Source organism: Lentilitoribacter sp. Alg239-R112 (assembly GCF_900537175.1).
GTDB lineage: Bacteria > Pseudomonadota > Alphaproteobacteria > Rhizobiales > Rhizobiaceae > Lentilitoribacter.
The window spans coordinates 292,241-310,961 of sequence record NZ_LS999834.1 but is presented as its reverse complement, the minus strand read 5'-3'; the positions used below and the strand labels follow the sequence as shown (position 1 = coordinate 310,961).

The window sequence follows — 18,721 nt, the reverse complement described above, 5'->3', positions numbered from 1 at the left end:
CTGACCGCCTTTTTTATTTCATCTCTTCCATTGCGTGCCAGCCATGCAATGGTTTTTTTGTGTTGATATCGAAGGCAAAGTAATTTCCACCGCCGACAGCACCAGTATTGGCTGCACCTTGGTCAAACTTACGGTGAATTTCATTTCCTGATAATGCGCAATATAACAATGTGCCAACGCCGCCATGTCCGACAAAAAGAACATCGTCGTGTTTATGAGAACTGAGACTTTCATTCACCTGTTGTAATATGCGTGTTTGCGCGTGTTGAGCCGTTTCCCAACCTCGAGCGCTTACATCAGGGTTGGCGAAAAATTGATCGGCTACCCTTTCAAATTCATCAGGTTTTAGAAAGCCAGTTGAGCTGCGGTCATTTTCATGCATGAGAGGGCAGATCGTTAATGTGCAGCCCAAAATATCAACAATTGGTTCGGCGGTTTCTAATGCTTTTGTTTCGTTGCTTGAAATCACATATTTCGTATCGGAAAGAATGCCATCCTTTGTGATGCGCTCTGTAAGCTGCCTCACCCGCGCTTGCCCAATTTCATTCAGGCTCCATTTTGGAACATCTTTGTCCGGGTTAATTAAAACTTGGGGATGAGAGAGATATCGAGCAATGGGCATATTAGATTAGCCTTCGCGTTAACTGAGTTTCTTACTGTCGCGTATCTTATATAGCAAATTGGTAAACTAAGGTTCTGTCAAAAACTGAGTTAATAAATAATGAACGCTAGATGAATAGCACCTTCAGTTTTCGTTCAATTGCTCTGTTCTAAAGATGAGTTGCATTAAACAATACAACTCAATTTTAGGGAAAAGAAAATGACACATAAACTCGTAATCACAGCAGCAATCGCACTTGGCATCTTCGCAAGTCCAGTTATGGCAAATGATGTTTCCATCCAACAGTTCGGCTTTGGTAACAATGCCGGTGGCGGACAAATTGGCGTTCATAATATAATTGGTGTTTTTCAAGATGGCATTAATAATGACGTAACCAGCACGCAGGATGGTCATCACAACACGGCTGCAACTGGTCAAGTAGGCGTGAATAATGCGTCAACGACGGATCAGCTTGGAAGCTTTAACTCGGCTGGCGTTGGCCAATTTGGTGCCAATCATACATCAGTTCTAACACAAGATGGCCATGGCAATATCGCCGCTGGTGTTCAGGTTGGTAATGGTTGCTCTGCGGATGTTGATCAAAATGGCGCAGGTAATACGGCAGCCTTTGTTCAAGTTTGCCCCTAATGGATTTGGCTCTATCCGGTGATGATGAAACCCAATCACATCACCGGATAATGATAAAGGAGACAATAAATGATTATTAAAAACAAAGTCGTTCAAGTTGGTTTTTTGGCAAGCATGCTACTACCAGCAATCGTGGGTTATTCCGTCGTTACCGTACAGGCCTTGGAAGCAAATTCTGATGCTGCATTATGTCAAATAGAAGCAACACAACAGGGTAATACGTTTTTGGTTAAAGCAACAGTTGAAGCCGAACACGCCGGCTTAGGACGTTATCAATTTGGTATTAGTAATGGCACTGGCGTAAATATCACTCAAGGTGGGGAATTCCTAACTTCTAATGGTGAACAGCAAACATTGAGCCAGGTTGTCGTGAGTAAAGGACAGGCTGCATATAATGCAAATCTGCATATCATATTTGACGACCAAGTTGCTGAATGTCAGGAGATAATCAAATAGTGCATATTCAGATTTTTGACTTTCCATAAACCCCGCTCACCGCGGGGTTTGTTGTTTCGTACACCGGCAATAAGGGATATTGTATGGTTAATGGAATATGAACAAGGTGTTGGGATTAGGTTCAGTTGGTGGGTTGTAGATTGAAGTCATCAGATAATTTATATACTAGGGAAATAGATCATGACTTCACTTACACGTAAATCAATGACTTCAATCGCAACTGGCATTACAGCTATTACACTGGTTTCATTGGCAGTTCTGCCCGCGCAAGCAGGTGGTCAAATTCAAATCGATATTGCTGCACAAAACTCCCAAGATGCAAATGCTATCAAGACAGGGCTAGCATTCTATTCAATTGTTAAAGGCATTAAATCTCAAGGTGGCATCACGCAAAATGGAAATGGCAACAATGCTGGCGTTGCGCAAAATGGATCAGGCAATCAGGGTATTGTTCATCAACACGGCAACGGTCACAACGGAACCGTTCAGCAAGTGGGTAACAATAACTCTCACGGTTTGTTTCAGTTTGGGAAAAATACTGATGCGCATGCCAACCAAAATGGTAATGGCAATGCAGGCGCAACATTTGCCTTTGGCTGGTAGGTCGTATTCACAGTCTTATAAATAACCCCACTATATAACTTGATGGTGGGGTTAATTTTGCCTGCTGCCAATCAATTAGAAATCTTCGCCAGTTCGGTCGCAAATTTCGCTTTTGTCAGACATTCTTCATATTCAGATTTCGCGGTTGATTCCAATGTCACGCCGCCGCCCACGTTAAACAAGGCGGTCTGGTCATCATATAGACTAATCGTGCGAATGGGCACATTAAATTGCATCGCTCCGGAGGGCGCTATCCAACCAATTGCACCGCAATATACATCGCGTGGCTGATGGTCTTCAAGCTCGGTCAATATTTCCATTGTTCTAATCTTCGGAGCACCCGTGATGGACCCGCAAGGAAACAATGCTTGTACTATATCGGCAAAGCGTGTTCCGGCTTTCACCTTGCCCCGAACGCGACTAACCAATTGGTGCAATGTTGCATATGTTTTCAGCTCATATAACTGTGGAACACAAACAGAACCGGCGTCGCATATATGCGAGATATCATTTCTCAACAGATCCACAATCATAACATTTTCACTGAGGTTCTTAGGGTCATTCTTAAGTGTTGTAATGATAGCTTGATCTTCAATTTTTGTAGTGCCACGTGGCGCTGTGCCTTTCATGGGTCGTGATTCAATCCAACCCTCTTGATCGACTTGAAAGAACATCTCTGGCGATCGGGACAAGATGATCGGTCCACCAAGATCAACAAAAGCTGCATGGTTCACAGGCTGAATGTCACGCAATCGTTCGAATAGCTCAAATGGGTTGCCCTGCCATTGTGATGTCATCGGAAAGGTTAAATTCCCTTGATAACAATTCCCGATTTTCATATGTTGCGTTAGTTGATCGAACTTTTCGGCATAGGTATCAAAATCCCATAGTGGAACTGGTCTGTCGAAACGTGTGCGATTGGTATCAGCTGGCGCTTGGGTTGCTGGTGTGGTGCTTGAGGAAGGGTTATCAAAAATGCCAAAACAGGCAAGCGGTGCACGCCTGTTGCTCGGGATAATTTTTTTTAACTTTTCTTCAAAGCAATACCCGGCCTCATAACTTAGATATCCAGCAACCCAATTGCCCGATGCACTCTGCAACTCAATTTCCCGCAAAACATCTATGAGTTCTTCCGGCGTGTGTGCCGTTATGATGTCATGCGGGCTCTCAAAGGACAGAGAGGTTCCTGCAATTTCATCACGGAACATAATATGGCGAGTTGAGATATCCATCTAAGGCGTGGCTATAAAATTGACCTTCTAATAATACAAGACCTTCCGCCGATTTCCGCAGCGGAAGGTTTGGTTAAATTTTGACTTCGTAAACTCTAGAACAGGCCTTCGATCAAACCTTCTTCATTAAGCATAATCTGTTCTGCCGACGGCGTACGAGGCAGGCCCGGCATTGTCATGATTTCACCGCAGATAACCACAATAAAGCCAGCGCCGGCGGATAAACGAACTTCACGAACAGGCATTGAGTGGCCAGTCGGTGCGCCACGAAGACTAGGGTCTGTTGAGAATGAATATTGAGTTTTGGCCATGCAAACAGGTAAATGGCCATAGCCTGCAGTTTCCCAAGCTCTAAGTTGGTCTCGGATTTTTTTGTCTGCAAGAACCTCATCAGCGCGGTAGATGCGTTTTGCAATAGTTTCGATTTTCTCGAATAATGGCATGTCGTCAGGGTAGAGCGGGTGGAAGGCGGCCATATCACTTTCAGCCATTTTCACCACTTGATGGGCAAGTTCCTGAATGCCGTCAGAGCCATGCGCCCAATGTTTACAAAGTATGGCTTCTGAACCTAGGCTGGCCACATATTCTTTAACCGCTTCAACTTCGCTATCGGTATCAGTCACAAAATGGTTGATCGCAACAACGACCGGAACGCCAAATGATTTCACATTTTCAATATGGCGCCCTAGGTTCGCACAACCGTTTTTCACGGCATCGACATTTTCACTGCCAAGATCAGCTTTCGCAACGCCACCATTCATTTTCATTGCACGAATTGTAGCCACAAGCACAACGGCATCCGGTGCGATGCCTGCTTTGCGGCATTTGATGTTCATGAATTTTTCAGCGCCAAGATCAGCGCCAAAGCCTGCCTCTGTAACAACGTAGTCAGCCAACTTAAGAGCTGTTTTTGTCGCAACAACAGAGTTGCAGCCATGAGCAATATTTGCAAATGGTCCGCCATGCACAAAGGCGGGATTGTTTTCTAATGTTTGAACAAGGTTTGGCTGCATCGCATCTTTGAGCAGAACAGTCATCGCACCATCGGCTTTAATATCGCGGCAATAAATTGGTGTGCGATCACGGCGATAGGCAACGATGATATCGCCAAGACGCTTCTGCAGGTCTTCCAGATTATTGGATAGGCACAAGATTGCCATAACCTCTGATGCGACTGTGATATCAAAGCCAGCTTCGCGTGGGAAGCCGTTGGCAATCCCGCCGAGAGATGCCGTGATTTGGCGAAGGGCACGATCATTCATATCCATAACGCGGCGCCAAACAATGCGTCGAATATCAATCCCTTGTTCATTACCCCAATAAACATGGTTATCAATCATGGCTGACAATAGATTATGCGCTGATGTGATGGCATGGAAATCGCCCGTGAAATGAAGGTTCATGTCTTCCATTGGAACAACCTGTGCGTATCCACCACCAGCTGCGCCACCTTTCATGCCAAAGCATGGTCCTAATGAGGCTTCGCGAATACAAATCGCTGCCTTTTTGCCAATTGAATTAAGGCCATCACCTAAGCCGACAGTTGTTGTCGTTTTGCCTTCTCCTGCTGGTGTCGGGTTGATCGCCGTAACCAGAATTAGTTTGCCGTCTTTTTTACCCTCCTGAGCTTTGATGAACTCGGCAGATACTTTTGCCTTGTCATGGCCAAACGGTAGCAGATCATCATTTGGGATACCTAGCTTTGCACCAATTTCCTGAATGGGTTGCTTTTTTGCTTCGCGCGCAATTTCGATGTCAGTTTTGAAGGCCATGATGTGCTCCCTGAAAATGTGATTTTAGGTAGCGTAGGAGCAATCATAAATAACAGCTTGTCCAAAAAAGACGATAAATAATGAGTATAAGACTTATTGATCTGATATGCACGACATGTCAAAGTGGTTCTGGAAATCCAACTAATTCAAGGCAATTTACGAGAATGATCATGAAATCTTTTTTATCTACAATATGCGTGACGCTTATTCTGTCTGTAAGTTCAGGGGCAGTTCACGCTGATAACATACCTTACTATAACAAAGTCACATTAAATGTAGGTCAAAGTGCTGTCTTGAAGGGTGTAAGGCATAAGAATTGTGATTCAAAGCGCGCGCCTGGTAGTTTTGGAAAGTTACCAAAAACCAAGTTAGGGAAATTTAAACGAGGTAAGAAAGGCACTATAAATAGTGTGAGTTGCGGAAAAGAAGTCCCAGCTAGGGAACTAATATTTGTAGCGCGTAAACGTGGCACAGAAAAGCTGATAGTCAAAGGCGATCCTATCACAATAACAGTGAAATAGTTTGGATGCATCTAAGTGGAATCTCTTCTATTTTTCCAAATTTCATAGGAATTTTTAAGAAACCAAATATGCAATGAGTTCTGGTGAGTGTTTCAGATGGTTGATGATAACAAAATTTATTTGAGCGGTTATTTGGATGTTCCCGCTGAGCGTTGGGATGCTGTTATGGATGCGCTACCAAAGCATATAGAGCTGACTATGGCGGAAGCTGGCTGTATTTCATTTGATGTAAAACCATGCCCGGATACTGCAAACCGTTTGCTTGTTGCGGAGGTCTTCGAGGATCAAGCTGCTTTTGATTTCCATCAGGCGCGCAATAAAGCTTCTGTTTGGTTTCAAACCACGTTGGGCATCGCACGTCATTTCAATATAGAAGTTGGCACACCTTAATAAGTTCATTTAAGGCCGATGTATAGGTAGAAAGATTTGGCTTAATCAGCGAACTTAGTCACAATCGCAGCATTTGCTTCAAGCGTTTTATGAACGGGACATTTGTCAGCTATTTTGAGCATCTTTTCTCGTGTTGCTTCATCGAAATCACCTTCTAACGTAATTGCGCGTTCGAAACGGTCTATTTTGCCGGATGCTGCATCATCAAGTTCACAAGCTTCGCAATCTTGAGCATGAACCTTATCGTGTGTCACATTCACAGAAACTCGGTTCAGTGGAATTTTCTTAAAGTCAGCATACATGCGGATGGTCATGGATGTGCAGGCGCCAAGTGCGATATTCAAATAGTCATAAGGTGTTGGGCCAGTGTCATGCCCGCCAACGCTTTCAGGTTCATCTGCAATCAATGAGTGGTGCCCAACTCGAATAGCATTCTGAAATTTGCCTTCTTTGGTTTCTGTAACATTAACGCCAACGACCGTTTCGCCTTGTGCGGCAACATGATCATAATCAACGTAGCGCGATGCCCAAGCGGCGATAACTTCTGCAGTATAGGCAACGTCTTTCGGGTTGCTCAAAAGGTGGTCTGCGGTATCAAGTGATACAAAACTTTTGGGATGTTTTGCAGCTGTATAAATTTCTGCCGCATTTTCAATACCAACAGTAGCATCATTTGGAGCATGTAAAACCATGAGGGCTTTGTTCATTTTGGATACACGTTCGGCAATTGTTTGATTGCGTAAATCTTCAACAAACTCGCGTTTGATTTTAAATGGTCGACCGGCGAGTTTGAGCTCGGCCAGACCGTTAACTTCAATCTCATCAAGATGATCTGAGAAATTATGGATGACATGATCAGCATCGGCAGGGGCACCAATGGTCGCAATGGCTTTTGCTTCAGGCACATCATTAGCCGCTGCAAGCGTTGCTGCCCCGCCAAGCGAATGTCCAATCAGTATTGATGGAGCTTCGTAGTTTTGACGTAAGTAGTCCGCAGCGGATAGAATATCTCCGATGTTCGACGTAAATGTTGTATCTTCAAAGTCGCCTGCAGATGCGCCTAATCCGGTAAAATCAAATCGCAAGAGTGCTATTCCGCGTTTGGAAAGCTCATCAGCAATCTTGCGTGCTGCTAAAATATCTTTTGTGCATGTAAAACAATGAGCAAATATCGCATAAGCACGTGTTGGCCCATCAGGTAAGTGTAGCTTAGCAGCCAATGATGAACCCAAAGATCCATTGAATTTTATGTTTTGAACTTTTGCCATATGTGTTCCCACCCCAAAAAGAGAAATGCCGTAATTATTTATTGTATTTATATGTATGTATTCGTCTGGGAAGTGAAATCACTTCACTTCGCATAATCGTGAGATGTTTGTGAGGGGGCACGCATGTTACAACGCGCGTTGTTTATCCACCTGTGCACAAAATTCATCCGGTGGCATTGGTTTTGCGATGAGATAACCTTGCCCTTGATCCACACCAAGTTTGGTAAGGATTTTGGCTTGTTTTTCTGTCTCAACACCTTCGGCAATGGTTTCCATTTTCATCCGTTTAGCGAGCTGAACAAGGATTTGTACAATTTCATCACCCCCATCATCAGAGATGAAGTCTACGAATTTCTTATCAATCTTAATGATGTCGGCCTGCAGATCTTGAACGTAAGAAAGCCCGTTATGGCCTGTTCCAGTATCATCAAGCGCGACACGAAATCCGAGGTCTTTTAATATTTTTATCTGTTCAACCGTTTTCTTTGTGTCTTCAATTTCTTGCCGTTCCGTTATTTCCAAAACAATTTGTTCCGGGCGAACATTGCAGCACCCAACAATACTCATAAGATCGTTGACGAAACAATCTGAGGCCAGATCAGCAGGTATAATATTAAAGGAAATTTTAAGCGATTGGTCGCGATTAAGAATATCACCCACTTGTTCAAGTGTCTGCTTAATGATGGTACGCGTCATTTGTACGATTAAGCCGCTATCTTCGGCAATTGGTATGAACTTGTATGGTGGTATCATCTCACCATCTGGTTTGACCCAACGCATAAGCGCTTCGCCACCGATTATTTTGCGGCTCTTTAGATCAAACAATGGTTGAACGAACGGAATAAATTCATCTCCTTCGATGCCGCGTTTGATGAGTGTGACCGGGTTATCTGGGCGGCTCAGTAGTTGTGCAACAAGTAAGCTGAATATGATGCCCAAGATGCCGCCACCAACAATGAAAGCCAGCTCATTCCCACGTTGATGTGTAATCAGTTGCTCTTTTTTGACCGATAACTCGACAAAGAGCGGATATCGTGAAGATGATGCACTGTATGTGACAAGGCTTTTCTCGGAGGCCATCGCATTATCGCGCGCACCAATTGGATTTTCGCTGTTAAAGCCAATGCTGGCAACGGAATTATCACGCCAGTCAGATGGGAAAACATCAAAAAGCAATGTATCAAGATTTATGAGTGCCATCAAACCGCTGTTTTCGAATTGCCAAGATATGCCTATCAGTCCATTCTTGCCTGTGCCGATTTCCAGAAACTTGATGTTTTCATTAAGTGAGATAAAGGTCTTTTTCTCAGACAGGTTAAAATCAGCGACCGCGCTTTCACTTGCAATCGCGGTGCAACGTATGTTTCCTGCTTTATCCAGGATTGCAATGTCTTTTATATTTCCGCGGGAGTATAAAATATCGGAAAGACGATTTATGCTTTCAACATCACATGTGCTGGCGGCATTTACGTTCGCCTCATGAAGTGCCAAAATTGCGTAATCTGCTGCAAGTTCTGCCCTTACAAGCAATCGTTGACTGAGGTCTTGAAGATAGGTTTTGTTTTGTTTGAAGTGGAAGTATTCGTAAGCGACCTTTGTGCCAAATAGTGCTGATATACTCAACACCAGAACAACGGAGAAATATCCCAGCTTAGTCTTGAAAAAGTTGCCCATCTTCACTTCGTCCCTAATCGCTGTCGATAGAATTCATTATCTCCATATCATTTAAATTCGAATGCGATAAAAACGAGATTGATTGAATGATCCAAGCCTGCGATAACTACTTCAGTTAAATAAAACCCTGCGTATATTTGGAAGTATTAGCCGAAAAAGGTTAATATTGGTTCACTGAAGTATTGTTAGATGAATTACCCAAATAGTGCACCGAGAGGATATGAAATGCGCTACGTACACACAATGGTTCGAGTAACTAACCTAGAAGATTCGCTTGATTTTTGGTGTAACAAAATGGGGTTGATAGAGACCAAACGTTCAGAAAACGAGAAGGGCAAGTTTACACTTATTTTTTTGGCGGCCCCAAAAGATCACGCACATGCGAAAGAACATGGTGCTCCTGAATTGGAGCTAACCTATAATTGGGGAAGCAAAGAAGTTTACGAAACCGGGCGCTCCTGGGGGCATTTGGCTTATAAAGTCGATGATATTTACAAAACATGTCAAGATTTGATGGATAAAGGTGTTGTGATCAATCGTCCTCCTCGTGACGGACGTATGGCGTTTGTTAAATCGCCTGACAATGTCTCGATTGAATTTATTCAAGAAGGAGATAGCTTGCCTATTCAGGAGCCTTGGGCTTCAATGGAAAATGAAGGTAGTTGGTAATGGGACTTAAGTTTTATCAGTTTGCATCGCCTCCGATGGACAATTACGGCGTGTTAATTCACGCCGAAGAAACTGGAGAAACAGCATGTGTTGACGCTGGCGATGCGGCGGCCGTCATGGCTGCACTTGATGAAACAGGCTGGAAACTAAGCGAATTGTGGGTCACACATCACGATTTTGACCACACGGATGGTATCGCGGAAGTCAAGGAAAAAACAGGCTGCCACATTATTGGTCCTGCAAGCCAACCAACTGGGAAAATTAATGGTCTCGATCAAAAAGTTTCCGACGGTGATGAATTTTCATTTGCTGGTAGAAATGTTCAAGTTCTGCACACACCGGGGCATACGCTTGATCTGATCAATTATTACCTGCCTGATGATAATACGCTTTTTGCAAGTGACACAATGTTTGTTATGGGTTGCGGTCGCATCAAAGAAGGCACGCCAGAGCAGATGTGGAATAGTTTACAAAAGCTCATGAGCTTGCCGCCGGAAACCATCATTTACTGTGGTCATGAATATACGCAAAATAATGTCGAATTTGCCTTAACCGTTGACCCCGAAAACGAAGATTTAAAAAATCGTAGCGAGTTAATTTCAGCCCTAAGATCACAAGGTGAAAGTACTGTCCCGACAATGCTGAGTATTGAGCTTGCGACGAATCCTTTCTTGCGTGTGTCAGACAAATCTATCCGCGCCAATTTGAATATGGAAAATGCGACCGATGAGCAGGTTTTCACAGAAATCAGACGCCGAAAGGATCGATTCTAGACTGATGTTCGCAAAAGTTAAGAGTATCGTCGCAACTACCGCTATTATTTATTTGATTGCCGTAGCATCTGCACTATCGGAAGATGACTTGTCAGTACCTGTTCCCGCAGATGCACCTTTACCGCAAGTGACAAATCCAGCTCAAGCAAAGAGTAAGGTGGTTTCAAAGTTTAAAGGTGCTCAAAATAAGCCACCTTTTACCCTCGCGGCTGCAAAAAGATGTGAGGCGGAATTAAAAAAGAGGAGAATTAAATTTATCCTTCTCGATAAGATTAGTGACCCTAAGGGTTGCTTGGTTGAAAGACCACTAAAACTCTCAGCGCTTGGTAAAGGTATCGCCCTTTCAAGTGAAATTACCGCACGATGTGAAGTTGTTCTTGCGCTGGATGACTTAGTTTCTGATGTCGCCGCGCCAAGTGCTAAACTGCATCTCGATAAAAAGTTGATCGAGATAAAAACGTCAACAAGCTACCAGTGCAGAACGCGCTATGGTGCGAAAGGCACCAAAGTCAGCGAACATGGTTTTGCCAATGGGATTGATATTACCGGATTCAAGTTCGCAGATAAAAAAGTGATGCCTGTGTCGCCTAAAACAGGAGTGGTTTCCGGTCATGCTTTGAATGCGGCCAAGTTTCAAGCCGCAGTTCGTGCGGGTGCTTGTGCATATTTTACGACTGTTCTAGGTCCGGGAACCAATGCAGCACATAAAGATCATTTTCATTTTGACCTTGCTTACCGCAAAGGTGGCTATCGTTTGTGCGAGTAAGGTCTAAAACTATATTGACAGAATATATTTATACCAATATATCATGATATATGGATATAAATACTGCAACCATCTCATTCTCGGCATTATCTCAAGAAACACGATTGAGTGTTTTTCGTCTCATGGTAAAGGCGGGTGATAAGGGTATGCTCGCCGGAGAAATTGGTGAGGCGCTGAATGTTAAACAAAACACTATGTCTGCGAATTTAAACGTATTAATGCAAGCTGGCTTGCTTAAAAACAAGCGAGAAGGGCGAGGAATTCGTTACTTCATAGATTTTCAGAATATGGGACACTTATTGGCTTTCCTATTGGAGGATTGTTGCGGTGGAAAGCCAGAGGTCTGTAGGCCTGCAATTGAGAAGATATTGAAGTGCTGTTGAAACGAGATCTATTTATCGCGAGGCGTAAATGACAGTTCCTGTTGATGTTGGATTTAAGAATGAGAGCAAGTGTTGCGGTGGTTCGCCGACTGAAAACACGAACGCATGTTGTCTGGAAGATGAAAAGGCAAAAAAATTGGGAAAGGAAGGTTGCGGATGTACCGTTAAATCTGAACCTACTTCTGAAAATGTAAAATGTTGCAGTTAGTTATAATTTTAGAAAGCATTTAAATGAGCATTGTAATTCACCATAATTCTGCCTGCGGCACATCTCGCAACGTGTTAGAGATGATTCGCGCTGCTGGCGAAGAACCTATCGTTATTGAATATCTCACCGAAGGCTGGACGCGCGCTCAATTACTGGCGTTGTTTGCAGCGGCAGATCTCACCCCGCGCCAAGCGCTGCGCACATCAAAATCCCCTGCCGAAGAACTGGGGTTGCTCGATGAAAGTGTTTCAGATGAAGCGTTGTTAGACGCCATGCTTGAGCATCCGGTTCTCGTTAACCGTCCGATTGTGTGTTCCCCAAAAGGCGTAAAACTTTGCCGTCCGTCCGAGAAGGTTTTACCCCTGTTGTCAGGTGAGATAGGTGCATTTACCAAAGAAGATGGTGAGATTGTTAAATAATGGATGAGTTGAAAAGTTTGGATCAAGAGCAGTTCCATCAAGTTAAAATTGAACAGTTAGGCGGGGCGGATAAACCACCACACCCACCACGAATTTTGCTGCTTTATGGCTCGCTCCGAGAGCGCTCATTCTCACGCTTTGTGGCCGAAGAATCCAAACGCCTGCTTGAGGCGTTGGGTTGCGAAGCAAAGATCTTTGACCCGCGTGATCTGCCTTTGCCCGATGCGGTCGAAGCAGAAGATAACGAAAAGGTGCAAGAGTTGCGTAAACTAGCCATGTGGGCCGAAGGCATGATCTGGGTGTCACCTGAACGACATGGCGCGATGACTGGCATCATGAAAGCGCAAATCGATTGGATTCCGTTGTCCGTTGGTGCTGTTCGCCCCACACAAGGTAAAACACTGGCCGTGATGCAGGTTTGTGGTGGTTCGCAAAGCTTCAACGCTGTGAATCAAATGCGAATTCTTGGCCGTTGGATGCGGATGATTACGATCCCCAATCAATCATCTGTTGCCAAAGCATGGGCAGAGTTTGATGAAAATGGGCGCATGAAGCCATCCGGTTTTTACAATCGCATTGTCGATGTGGTCGAAGAGCTGGTGAAATTCACCCATCTCACCCGAAGCCGGTCCGATTACCTCGTCGACCGCTATTCCGAACGGGTGGAAACAGCTCAGGAGCTAATGAAACGCGTAAATCAACGCTCGATTTAACCTTCTTGCGCTTCAAAATATTCGGTAATCGCATCGATCATGCATGCGTCTTGTTTTCTGGCAGACGAAGTTGCTTCCAGCACAAACTCAGTTAAGGGAAGCGGCGACAGGCCAATTTTTTCTGGCAGAACCTTGCAATCTGCTGGTAGTGTCCTTTGTTCGAGGCATGCGATGCCCAATCCCGCTGAAATGGCTGCCTTCACGGCAAACACATTTGACCCAATGAACACCTCTTGCCATGGAATTTTAGCCGCGTTGAGCGAGTTAATCGCCATTTGCCGCAGTGAGCAGGGTGAGCCCAAAGATACCAGTGGAACTGGTTTGTCTGGCTCATACTCAAAGTCCTTAGAGGCCATCCAGACAAGCTTACCATTAAACAGACTTTGGCCCTTATGGTCTCCAGTAAGTCGTTTTGCGACAATGGTATCTAGTTTCAGGCGGGCAAGTCCTGCATATAGTTCCTCCGAACTTAACACGCTGACGGACATTCTATATTGGGGAAGCTTCTCGCTTAGTATTCGTAAAAGTTCGGGCAGGTTTTGATCTATTCCATGATAGGTGACGCCGAGCCTGAAACTTTGTTTCTCACTTTGCTGGGTGATGCTGTGCAGCGTATTATCGTGTGCTCCCAGAAGATCTTTTGCCTTTGGGATGAAGTCCGTTCCGAAATTGGTCAGTTCAACACCATGTGGTGAGCTGTCAAACAATTTGTTGCCTAATAATTGTTCCAGCTTTTTAACGCGCATTGAAATTGTTGATTGTGTTGCGCCCAAAAGTTCTGCCGCTAAGGTGAAACTTTCTTTTTCTGCAACGACGCAAAACGCGCGAAGATTTCCGATATCAATATTCATTAGCTAGCCATATCTATTATTGTTATTCGAAATTCAAATTTTGATTATTTGTTATATTCGTTTCACAAATGATAAGTCAACTACTATGTTGGATTCAAATTCAACAGGAGATTAAGATGTTTCATTCAAATATAACAACTGGCTCTATCTATAAAGTTCAACCGAAACAGACAATGTTTCAAGCGTTACGTACAGCATTCCAAAAAGCATTTTTCTATTCGCCTGAGGATAAGTTCGTCCAAACCAAGCAAGCAGCAGATCAGCTTGAAGCTTTATATGAGATGCAAGCCAGTGAAGAGCACGATATTGCGGATTTTGAAACGCCCACACCAAAGTTCACATTTTGGGTATAAATGGTTGATGTTCCACCCCTTACATTTGCAAAAATGACACCTATATTAATCAAGCTTCATCAAATCATTCAAAAATGACATAAATTACTTGCGAAACGGCGCTTAAAGTCTTATCAGGCTGGCACTTCGCATTTGTGGCTTATGTTAGTTTTGATGTGAAGCCATCGTCGGCCTTAGGCCGTTATTTTTGCCCGATAAACATAAGGTAGGACATCATGGCAAAGGAAAAGTTTGAGCGCAATAAGCCTCACGTAAACATTGGCACGATTGGTCACGTTGATCATGGTAAAACGAGTTTGACAGCTGCTATCACGAAATTTTTTGGTGATTTTAAAGCTTACGACGAGATTGATGGTGCTCCCGAAGAGCGCGCACGTGGTATTACGATTTCGACAGCTCACGTTGAGTACGAAACAGAGAACCGTCACTATGCGCACGTTGATTGCCCAGGTCACGCCGATTACGTTAAAAACATGATCACTGGTGCGGCTCAAATGGATGGTGCTATCCTTGTTTGTTCAGCGGCTGATGGCCCGATGCCACAAACACGCGAGCACATTTTGCTTGCGCGTCAGGTTGGTGTTCCTGCGATCGTTGTTTTCCTGAACAAAGTTGACCAAGTTGATGATGAAGAGCTACTTGAACTTGTTGAAATGGAAGTTCGTGAACTTCTCGACAGCTATGAGTTCCCGGGTGATGATATTCCGATCATCAAAGGTTCTGCTTTGGCAGCTCTTGAAGATTCAGACAAAACAATTGGTGAAGATGCTATTCGTGCATTGATGGCTGAAGTTGATACTTATATCCCAACTCCAGAACGTCCAATTGATCAGCCATTCCTTCTTCCTATTGAAGATGTGTTCTCAATTTCAGGCCGTGGTACAGTTGTAACGGGTCGTGTTGAGCGTGGCGTTATCAATGTTGGTGAAGAGATCGAGATTGTTGGTATCCGTGATACATCTAAAACAACATGTACTGGTGTTGAGATGTTCCGTAAGCTTCTTGATCGTGGTGAAGCTGGCGATAATGTTGGTGTTCTACTTCGTGGTATCGACCGTGAAGGTGTTGAGCGTGGGCAAATTCTTTGTAAGCCTGGTTCAGTTAAGCCACACACAAAGTTTGCTGCAGAAGCATATATCTTGACTAAAGAAGAGGGTGGTCGTCACACACCATTCTTTACCAACTACCGTCCACAGTTCTACTTCCGTACAACTGATGTGACTGGTGTTGTGTCTTTGCAAGAAGGTACAGAAATGGTGATGCCAGGCGATAATGTAACAGTCGACGTTGAGTTGATCGTTCCAATCGCGATGGAAGACCAGCTTCGCTTTGCGATCCGTGAAGGCGGTCGTACAGTCGGTGCCGGTATCGTTGCATCAATCACTGAATAATTAACAGTTAATTAGGGCGCGCGTCGTACATGTCGCGCGCTCATCTCTTAAACAAGGATTCGCCCAATGAACGGCCAAAATATCCGCATTCGCTTAAAAGCGTTTGATCACAGGATCCTCGATACGTCTACACGTGAAATCGTGTCGACTGCTAAGCGTACAGGTGCACGAGTTCGTGGTCCAGTTCCGCTTCCTACACGTATTGAGAAATACACTGTGAACCGGTCGCCGCACGTAAATAAGAAAAGCCGTGAGCAGTTTGAAATGCGCACACATAAAAGGCTTTTAGATATCGTTGATCCAACTCCGCAAACAGTTGATGCTCTTATGAAGCTAGACCTTGCGGCTGGTGTTGACGTAGAGATCAAACTTTAAGATCTCAGATAAGTAAGCTTGTTCGGAGCGTTTTAACATTTCGAGCAAGAGGTTTGAACAAACAATTCTTTACGAGCTCAAATTTGGCAACATCGTCAAAACAGCTCCTCTTGGGAATTAAAACTAATGAGTGATGTGAGGCTTCTCACAACATACTCTAAAAAGGATGAACCAATGCGTTCAGGTGTAGTTGCACAGAAAGTAGGGATGACCCGGGTCTATGATGACGCCGGAGTACACATTCCTGTTACTGTTTTACGTCTGGAGAACTGCCAAGTGGTAGGTCAACGGACAGAAGAAAAGAATGGTTACACAGCCGTCCAGGTTGGTGTGGGCAAAGCAAAAGTTAAAAACACAAATAAGGCCGAGCGTGGTCAGTTTGCTGTTGCAAGTGTCGAGCCTAAGTCAAAAGTTGTTGAGTTTCGCGTTTCCGCGGACAACTTAATTGAAGTTGGCTCTGAGATTGTTGCAAGTCACTTTGTTGGTGGTCAGCTTGTTGATGTTACGGGTACTTCAATCGGTAAAGGTTTTGCTGGTGCTATGAAGCGTCATAACTTTGGTGGTTTACGCGCTTCTCATGGTGTTTCGATCTCCCACCGTTCACACGGTTCAACGGGTGCTTGTCAAGATCCTGGTAAGGTTTTCAAAGGTAAAAGAATGGCTGGTCACATGGGGCAAACCCGAGTGACTACTCAGAACCTAGAGATTGTATCTACTGATGTTGATCGTGGTTTGCTTTTGATTAAAGGTGCTGTGCCTGGTTCTAAAGGAACTTGGGTTACTGTTCGTGATGCGATTAAAGTTGCACTACCTTCAGATGCTCCTATTCCGGCAGGTCTTCGTCAAGCTGCTTCCACAGAAGCTGCAAGCGAGGGAGCTGAGTAATGGATATTTCAGTAAACACATTGGCTGGTAAGGAAAGTGGTAAAGTAACGCTTTCTGATTCAGTATTCGGTCTAGAGCCGCGTCAAGATCTTATTCAACGCGTAGTTCGTTGGCAGTTGGCCAAAAAACAACAGGGCACTCATAAAACATTGGGTCGTTCTGAGGTTAACCGCACTGGTGCGAGATTGTACAAGCAAAAAGGTACGGGTAAAGCTCGTCACCACGCTGCAAGTGCGCCGCAATTCCGTGGTGGTGGTAAGGCTCATGGTCCAGTTGTTCGTGATCATTCACATTCAATGCCTAAAAAAGTCCGTGCACTTGCTCTTAAGCATGCACTTTCTGCGAAGGCTGCTGCGAATGAACTGATCATCATGGATGAGTTGGCTTCAAAAGATCCAAAAACAAAAGGTCTAACTGTCGCGCTTGATAAAATGGGCATTACGCATGCTCTTTTCATTGGTGGTGCAGAGTTGGATAATAACTTTAAGTTGGCTGCGCAAAACATTCCTAATGTTGATGTTTTGCCTGTTCAAGGTATCAACGTTTACGACATCTTGCGTCGTGGCAAACTTGTTTTGTCAAAGGATGCAGTCGCAGCTCTTGAGGAGCGTTTAGCATGACGGATCTTCATCACTATGATGTAATTGTCTCACCGGCGATTACGGAAAAAGCAACTTTGGCTTCAGATAATGACCAAGTCGTTTTTAATGTTGCACGTACAGCTACCAAGCCAGAAATCAAAGCAGCAGTTGAAGCTTTGTTTGGCGTTAAGGTAAAAGCAGTTAACACTCTTGTTCGCAAGGGCAAGGTTAAGCGCTTTAAAGGTATCGTAGGCAAACAGAGCGATGTTAAAAAGGCAATCGTAACATTGGCTGAAGGCCAATCTATCGATGTCTCTACGGGTCTATAAGGAACAGTAAGATGGCATTAAAAAGCTTTAATCCAACGACCCCTAGTCAGCGCCAGCTGGTTATCGTAGATCGTTCAGCCCTTTATAAAGGTAAGCCCGTCAAATCTTTGACAGAAGGTCTTACTGGGAAAGGTGGCCGCAACAATATGGGTCGTGTGACAGCTCGCTACATTGGTGGTGGTCACAAACGTACATATCGTAAAATTGACTTCAAACGTCGGAAATTTGACGTGCAGGGCACAGTTGAGCATTTGGAATATGATCCAAACCGCACAGCGTTTATTGCTCTTGTTAAATATGATGATGGTGAACTTGCATACATCTTGGCTCCACAGCGCATTTCTGCAGGCGATAAAGTTATTGCTTCTCAGAGCTCTGTCGATGTTAAACCTGGTAATGCAATGCCATTGGCAGCAATGCCAGTTGGTACAATCGTACACAATGTTGAAATGAAGCCAGAAAAGGGTGGTCAGATTGCTCGCTCAGCTGGTACATATGTTCAACTTGTTGGACGTGATCAAGATATGGCGATCCTTCGCCTGAACTCTGGTGAAACACGTTTGGTTTCTGGTCGTTGCATGGCAACAATCGGTGCTGTGTCTAACCAAGATCACATGAACACGAATGATGGTAAAGCTGGCCGTACACGCTGGCGCGGTAAACGCCCACATGTTCGTGGTGTTGTTATGAACCCGGTCGATCACCCACATGGTGGTGGTGAAGGCCGTACTTCTGGTGGTCGTCACCCGGTTTCTCCTTGGGGTAAACCAACAAAGGGTAAACGGACACGTAAAAATAAGGCGACGGATAAATTTATTATGCGTTCTCGCCATCAGCGTAAGAAATAAGAGAGGAAGTCT

At 44.4% G+C, this 18,721-nt stretch carries 25 protein-coding genes; 19 read left to right on the top strand and 6 right to left on the bottom strand.

Annotation, left to right across the window (positions count from 1 at the left end):
- Positions 1 to 13: 13 nt before the first annotated feature.
- A complete protein-coding gene (locus G3W54_RS14825; RefSeq protein ID WP_162654052.1) occupies positions 14 to 622 on the bottom strand; it encodes a histidine phosphatase family protein in 609 nt (202 codons plus the stop codon).
- Between the two features lie 198 nt (positions 623 to 820).
- Between G3W54_RS14825 and G3W54_RS14820 the strand changes: the two genes are divergently transcribed.
- The 3 genes from G3W54_RS14820 to G3W54_RS14810 all read left to right on the top strand — a co-directional run bounded on the left by G3W54_RS14820 (position 821) and on the right by G3W54_RS14810 (position 2,308).
- Positions 821 to 1,249 carry a curlin gene (locus G3W54_RS14820; protein WP_162654051.1) on the top strand — a complete coding sequence of 143 codons (429 nt, stop codon included), beginning with the start codon at positions 821 to 823 and terminating at the stop codon, positions 1,247 to 1,249.
- 69 nt (positions 1,250 to 1,318) lie between these two features.
- Positions 1,319 to 1,705 (top strand): curli-like amyloid fiber formation chaperone CsgH, encoded by a 387-nt coding sequence (gene csgH, locus G3W54_RS14815; RefSeq protein ID WP_162654050.1) that lies wholly within the window; start codon positions 1,319 to 1,321, stop codon positions 1,703 to 1,705.
- Between the two features lie 180 nt (positions 1,706 to 1,885).
- The gene (locus G3W54_RS14810) at positions 1,886 to 2,308 is read left to right on the top strand and encodes a curlin (protein ID WP_244627947.1); all 423 of its coding nucleotides are present in this window, start codon (positions 1,886 to 1,888) and stop codon (positions 2,306 to 2,308) included.
- A gap of 71 nt (positions 2,309 to 2,379) precedes the next feature.
- Here the strand turns inward: G3W54_RS14810 and G3W54_RS14805 are convergent, their stop codons facing one another.
- Together G3W54_RS14805 and G3W54_RS14800 are read right to left on the bottom strand one after the other, a co-directional pair.
- Positions 2,380 to 3,540 carry an aminodeoxychorismate synthase component I gene (locus G3W54_RS14805; protein WP_162654049.1) on the bottom strand — a complete coding sequence of 387 codons (1,161 nt, stop codon included), beginning with the start codon at positions 3,538 to 3,540 and terminating at the stop codon, positions 2,380 to 2,382.
- Between the two features lie 95 nt (positions 3,541 to 3,635).
- Positions 3,636 to 5,315: a formate--tetrahydrofolate ligase gene (locus G3W54_RS14800; RefSeq protein ID WP_197742889.1), complete on the bottom strand. Its 1,680-nt coding sequence runs from the start codon at positions 5,313 to 5,315 to the stop codon at positions 3,636 to 3,638.
- 167 nt (positions 5,316 to 5,482) lie between these two features.
- Between G3W54_RS14800 and G3W54_RS14795 the strand changes: the two genes are divergently transcribed.
- Together G3W54_RS14795 and G3W54_RS14790 are read left to right on the top strand one after the other, a co-directional pair.
- Complete coding sequence (locus tag G3W54_RS14795; RefSeq protein ID WP_162654047.1) at positions 5,483 to 5,833, top strand: hypothetical protein; 351 nt, start codon at positions 5,483 to 5,485, stop codon at positions 5,831 to 5,833.
- 96 nt (positions 5,834 to 5,929) lie between these two features.
- The gene (locus G3W54_RS14790) at positions 5,930 to 6,223 is read left to right on the top strand and encodes an antibiotic biosynthesis monooxygenase (RefSeq protein WP_162654046.1); all 294 of its coding nucleotides are present in this window, start codon (positions 5,930 to 5,932) and stop codon (positions 6,221 to 6,223) included.
- A 41-nt stretch (positions 6,224 to 6,264) separates the two neighbouring features.
- Here the strand turns inward: G3W54_RS14790 and G3W54_RS14785 are convergent, their stop codons facing one another.
- Positions 6,265 to 7,491 (bottom strand): bifunctional alpha/beta hydrolase/OsmC family protein, encoded by a 1,227-nt coding sequence (locus G3W54_RS14785; protein WP_162654045.1) that lies wholly within the window; start codon positions 7,489 to 7,491, stop codon positions 6,265 to 6,267.
- A gap of 126 nt (positions 7,492 to 7,617) precedes the next feature.
- Positions 7,618 to 9,165 (bottom strand): EAL domain-containing protein, encoded by a 1,548-nt coding sequence (locus G3W54_RS14780; protein WP_162654044.1) that lies wholly within the window; start codon positions 9,163 to 9,165, stop codon positions 7,618 to 7,620.
- 225 nt (positions 9,166 to 9,390) lie between these two features.
- On the opposite strand from G3W54_RS14780, the gene G3W54_RS14775 reads away from it, so the two are divergent.
- The 7 genes from G3W54_RS14775 to arsH are packed head-to-tail and all read left to right on the top strand — an operon-like array spanning position 9,391 to position 13,096.
- The gene (locus G3W54_RS14775) at positions 9,391 to 9,834 is read left to right on the top strand and encodes a VOC family protein (RefSeq protein WP_162654043.1); all 444 of its coding nucleotides are present in this window, start codon (positions 9,391 to 9,393) and stop codon (positions 9,832 to 9,834) included.
- Positions 9,834 to 10,607 (top strand): hydroxyacylglutathione hydrolase, encoded by a 774-nt coding sequence (gene gloB / locus G3W54_RS14770; protein ID WP_162654042.1) that lies wholly within the window; start codon positions 9,834 to 9,836, stop codon positions 10,605 to 10,607. The genes G3W54_RS14775 and gloB overlap by 1 nt, the downstream gene beginning before the upstream one ends.
- A gap of 4 nt (positions 10,608 to 10,611) precedes the next feature.
- Positions 10,612 to 11,373, top strand: coding sequence for an extensin family protein (locus G3W54_RS14765; RefSeq protein WP_162654041.1), 762 nt, complete (start codon positions 10,612 to 10,614; stop codon positions 11,371 to 11,373).
- A gap of 50 nt (positions 11,374 to 11,423) precedes the next feature.
- Positions 11,424 to 11,756, top strand: coding sequence for a helix-turn-helix transcriptional regulator (locus G3W54_RS14760; RefSeq protein WP_162654040.1), 333 nt, complete (start codon positions 11,424 to 11,426; stop codon positions 11,754 to 11,756).
- Positions 11,757 to 11,784: 28 nt separating this feature from the next.
- Positions 11,785 to 11,964, top strand: coding sequence for a hypothetical protein (locus tag G3W54_RS14755; RefSeq protein ID WP_162654039.1), 180 nt, complete (start codon positions 11,785 to 11,787; stop codon positions 11,962 to 11,964).
- Positions 11,965 to 11,987: 23 nt separating this feature from the next.
- Positions 11,988 to 12,383 (top strand): arsenate reductase (glutaredoxin), encoded by a 396-nt coding sequence (gene arsC / locus G3W54_RS14750; RefSeq protein ID WP_162654038.1) that lies wholly within the window; start codon positions 11,988 to 11,990, stop codon positions 12,381 to 12,383.
- On the top strand, positions 12,383 to 13,096 hold the full coding sequence (arsH, locus tag G3W54_RS14745) for an arsenical resistance protein ArsH (RefSeq protein ID WP_162654037.1): 714 nt from the start codon (positions 12,383 to 12,385) through the stop codon (positions 13,094 to 13,096). Before arsC ends, arsH begins: the two co-directional genes overlap by 1 nt.
- On the opposite strand, the gene G3W54_RS14740 is transcribed toward arsH, so the two are convergent.
- The gene (locus G3W54_RS14740) at positions 13,093 to 13,947 is read right to left on the bottom strand and encodes a LysR family transcriptional regulator (protein ID WP_162654036.1); all 855 of its coding nucleotides are present in this window, start codon (positions 13,945 to 13,947) and stop codon (positions 13,093 to 13,095) included. The genes arsH and G3W54_RS14740 overlap by 4 nt on opposite strands.
- A 116-nt stretch (positions 13,948 to 14,063) precedes the next feature.
- On the opposite strand from G3W54_RS14740, the gene G3W54_RS14735 reads away from it, so the two are divergent.
- From G3W54_RS14735 to rplB, 7 genes are all read left to right on the top strand, one after another.
- The gene (locus G3W54_RS14735; protein ID WP_162654035.1) at positions 14,064 to 14,300 is read left to right on the top strand and encodes a hypothetical protein; all 237 of its coding nucleotides are present in this window, start codon (positions 14,064 to 14,066) and stop codon (positions 14,298 to 14,300) included.
- A 215-nt stretch (positions 14,301 to 14,515) separates the two neighbouring features.
- Positions 14,516 to 15,691: an elongation factor Tu gene (gene tuf, locus G3W54_RS14730; RefSeq protein ID WP_162652232.1), complete on the top strand. Its 1,176-nt coding sequence runs from the start codon at positions 14,516 to 14,518 to the stop codon at positions 15,689 to 15,691.
- Between the two features lie 66 nt (positions 15,692 to 15,757).
- Complete coding sequence (rpsJ, locus tag G3W54_RS14725; RefSeq protein ID WP_162654034.1) at positions 15,758 to 16,066, top strand: 30S ribosomal protein S10; 309 nt, start codon at positions 15,758 to 15,760, stop codon at positions 16,064 to 16,066.
- A gap of 174 nt (positions 16,067 to 16,240) precedes the next feature.
- Complete coding sequence (rplC, locus tag G3W54_RS14720) at positions 16,241 to 16,951, top strand: 50S ribosomal protein L3 (protein WP_162654444.1); 711 nt, start codon at positions 16,241 to 16,243, stop codon at positions 16,949 to 16,951.
- Positions 16,951 to 17,571 (top strand): 50S ribosomal protein L4, encoded by a 621-nt coding sequence (gene rplD / locus G3W54_RS14715; protein ID WP_162654033.1) that lies wholly within the window; start codon positions 16,951 to 16,953, stop codon positions 17,569 to 17,571. Before rplC ends, rplD begins: the two co-directional genes overlap by 1 nt.
- Positions 17,568 to 17,861 carry a 50S ribosomal protein L23 gene (locus G3W54_RS14710; RefSeq protein WP_162654032.1) on the top strand — a complete coding sequence of 98 codons (294 nt, stop codon included), beginning with the start codon at positions 17,568 to 17,570 and terminating at the stop codon, positions 17,859 to 17,861. The genes rplD and G3W54_RS14710 overlap by 4 nt, the downstream gene beginning before the upstream one ends.
- Positions 17,862 to 17,872: 11 nt before the next feature.
- Positions 17,873 to 18,709, top strand: a complete 837-nt coding sequence (gene rplB, locus G3W54_RS14705) for a 50S ribosomal protein L2 (protein ID WP_162654031.1) — start codon at positions 17,873 to 17,875, stop codon at positions 18,707 to 18,709.
- Positions 18,710 to 18,721 lie beyond the last annotated feature (12 nt).

Coding starts and splice junctions, on each gene's coding strand:
- G3W54_RS14735 (WP_162654035.1), top strand. CDS start 14,064: ATGTTTCATTCAAATATAACAACTGGCTCTATCTATAAAGTTCAACCG.
- G3W54_RS14710 (WP_162654032.1), top strand. CDS start 17,568: ATGACGGATCTTCATCACTATGATGTAATTGTCTCACCGGCGATTACG.
- arsC (WP_162654038.1), top strand. CDS start 11,988: ATGAGCATTGTAATTCACCATAATTCTGCCTGCGGCACATCTCGCAAC.
- tuf (WP_162652232.1), top strand. CDS start 14,516: ATGGCAAAGGAAAAGTTTGAGCGCAATAAGCCTCACGTAAACATTGGC.
- G3W54_RS14765 (WP_162654041.1), top strand. CDS start 10,612: ATGTTCGCAAAAGTTAAGAGTATCGTCGCAACTACCGCTATTATTTAT.
- G3W54_RS14775 (WP_162654043.1), top strand. CDS start 9,391: ATGCGCTACGTACACACAATGGTTCGAGTAACTAACCTAGAAGATTCG.
- G3W54_RS14795 (WP_162654047.1), top strand. CDS start 5,483: ATGAAATCTTTTTTATCTACAATATGCGTGACGCTTATTCTGTCTGTA.
- rpsJ (WP_162654034.1), top strand. CDS start 15,758: ATGAACGGCCAAAATATCCGCATTCGCTTAAAAGCGTTTGATCACAGG.
- G3W54_RS14755 (WP_162654039.1), top strand. CDS start 11,785: ATGACAGTTCCTGTTGATGTTGGATTTAAGAATGAGAGCAAGTGTTGC.
- arsH (WP_162654037.1), top strand. CDS start 12,383: ATGGATGAGTTGAAAAGTTTGGATCAAGAGCAGTTCCATCAAGTTAAA.
- G3W54_RS14825 (WP_162654052.1), bottom strand. CDS start 622: ATGCCCATTGCTCGATATCTCTCTCATCCCCAAGTTTTAATTAACCCG.
- G3W54_RS14810 (WP_244627947.1), top strand. CDS start 1,886: ATGACTTCACTTACACGTAAATCAATGACTTCAATCGCAACTGGCATT.
- gloB (WP_162654042.1), top strand. CDS start 9,834: ATGGGACTTAAGTTTTATCAGTTTGCATCGCCTCCGATGGACAATTAC.
- G3W54_RS14785 (WP_162654045.1), bottom strand. CDS start 7,491: ATGGCAAAAGTTCAAAACATAAAATTCAATGGATCTTTGGGTTCATCA.
- G3W54_RS14805 (WP_162654049.1), bottom strand. CDS start 3,540: ATGGATATCTCAACTCGCCATATTATGTTCCGTGATGAAATTGCAGGA.
- rplC (WP_162654444.1), top strand. CDS start 16,241: ATGCGTTCAGGTGTAGTTGCACAGAAAGTAGGGATGACCCGGGTCTAT.
- G3W54_RS14780 (WP_162654044.1), bottom strand. CDS start 9,165: ATGGGCAACTTTTTCAAGACTAAGCTGGGATATTTCTCCGTTGTTCTG.
- rplB (WP_162654031.1), top strand. CDS start 17,873: ATGGCATTAAAAAGCTTTAATCCAACGACCCCTAGTCAGCGCCAGCTG.
- rplD (WP_162654033.1), top strand. CDS start 16,951: ATGGATATTTCAGTAAACACATTGGCTGGTAAGGAAAGTGGTAAAGTA.
- G3W54_RS14820 (WP_162654051.1), top strand. CDS start 821: ATGACACATAAACTCGTAATCACAGCAGCAATCGCACTTGGCATCTTC.
- G3W54_RS14740 (WP_162654036.1), bottom strand. CDS start 13,947: ATGAATATTGATATCGGAAATCTTCGCGCGTTTTGCGTCGTTGCAGAA.
- csgH (WP_162654050.1), top strand. CDS start 1,319: ATGATTATTAAAAACAAAGTCGTTCAAGTTGGTTTTTTGGCAAGCATG.
- G3W54_RS14790 (WP_162654046.1), top strand. CDS start 5,930: ATGGTTGATGATAACAAAATTTATTTGAGCGGTTATTTGGATGTTCCC.
- G3W54_RS14760 (WP_162654040.1), top strand. CDS start 11,424: ATGGATATAAATACTGCAACCATCTCATTCTCGGCATTATCTCAAGAA.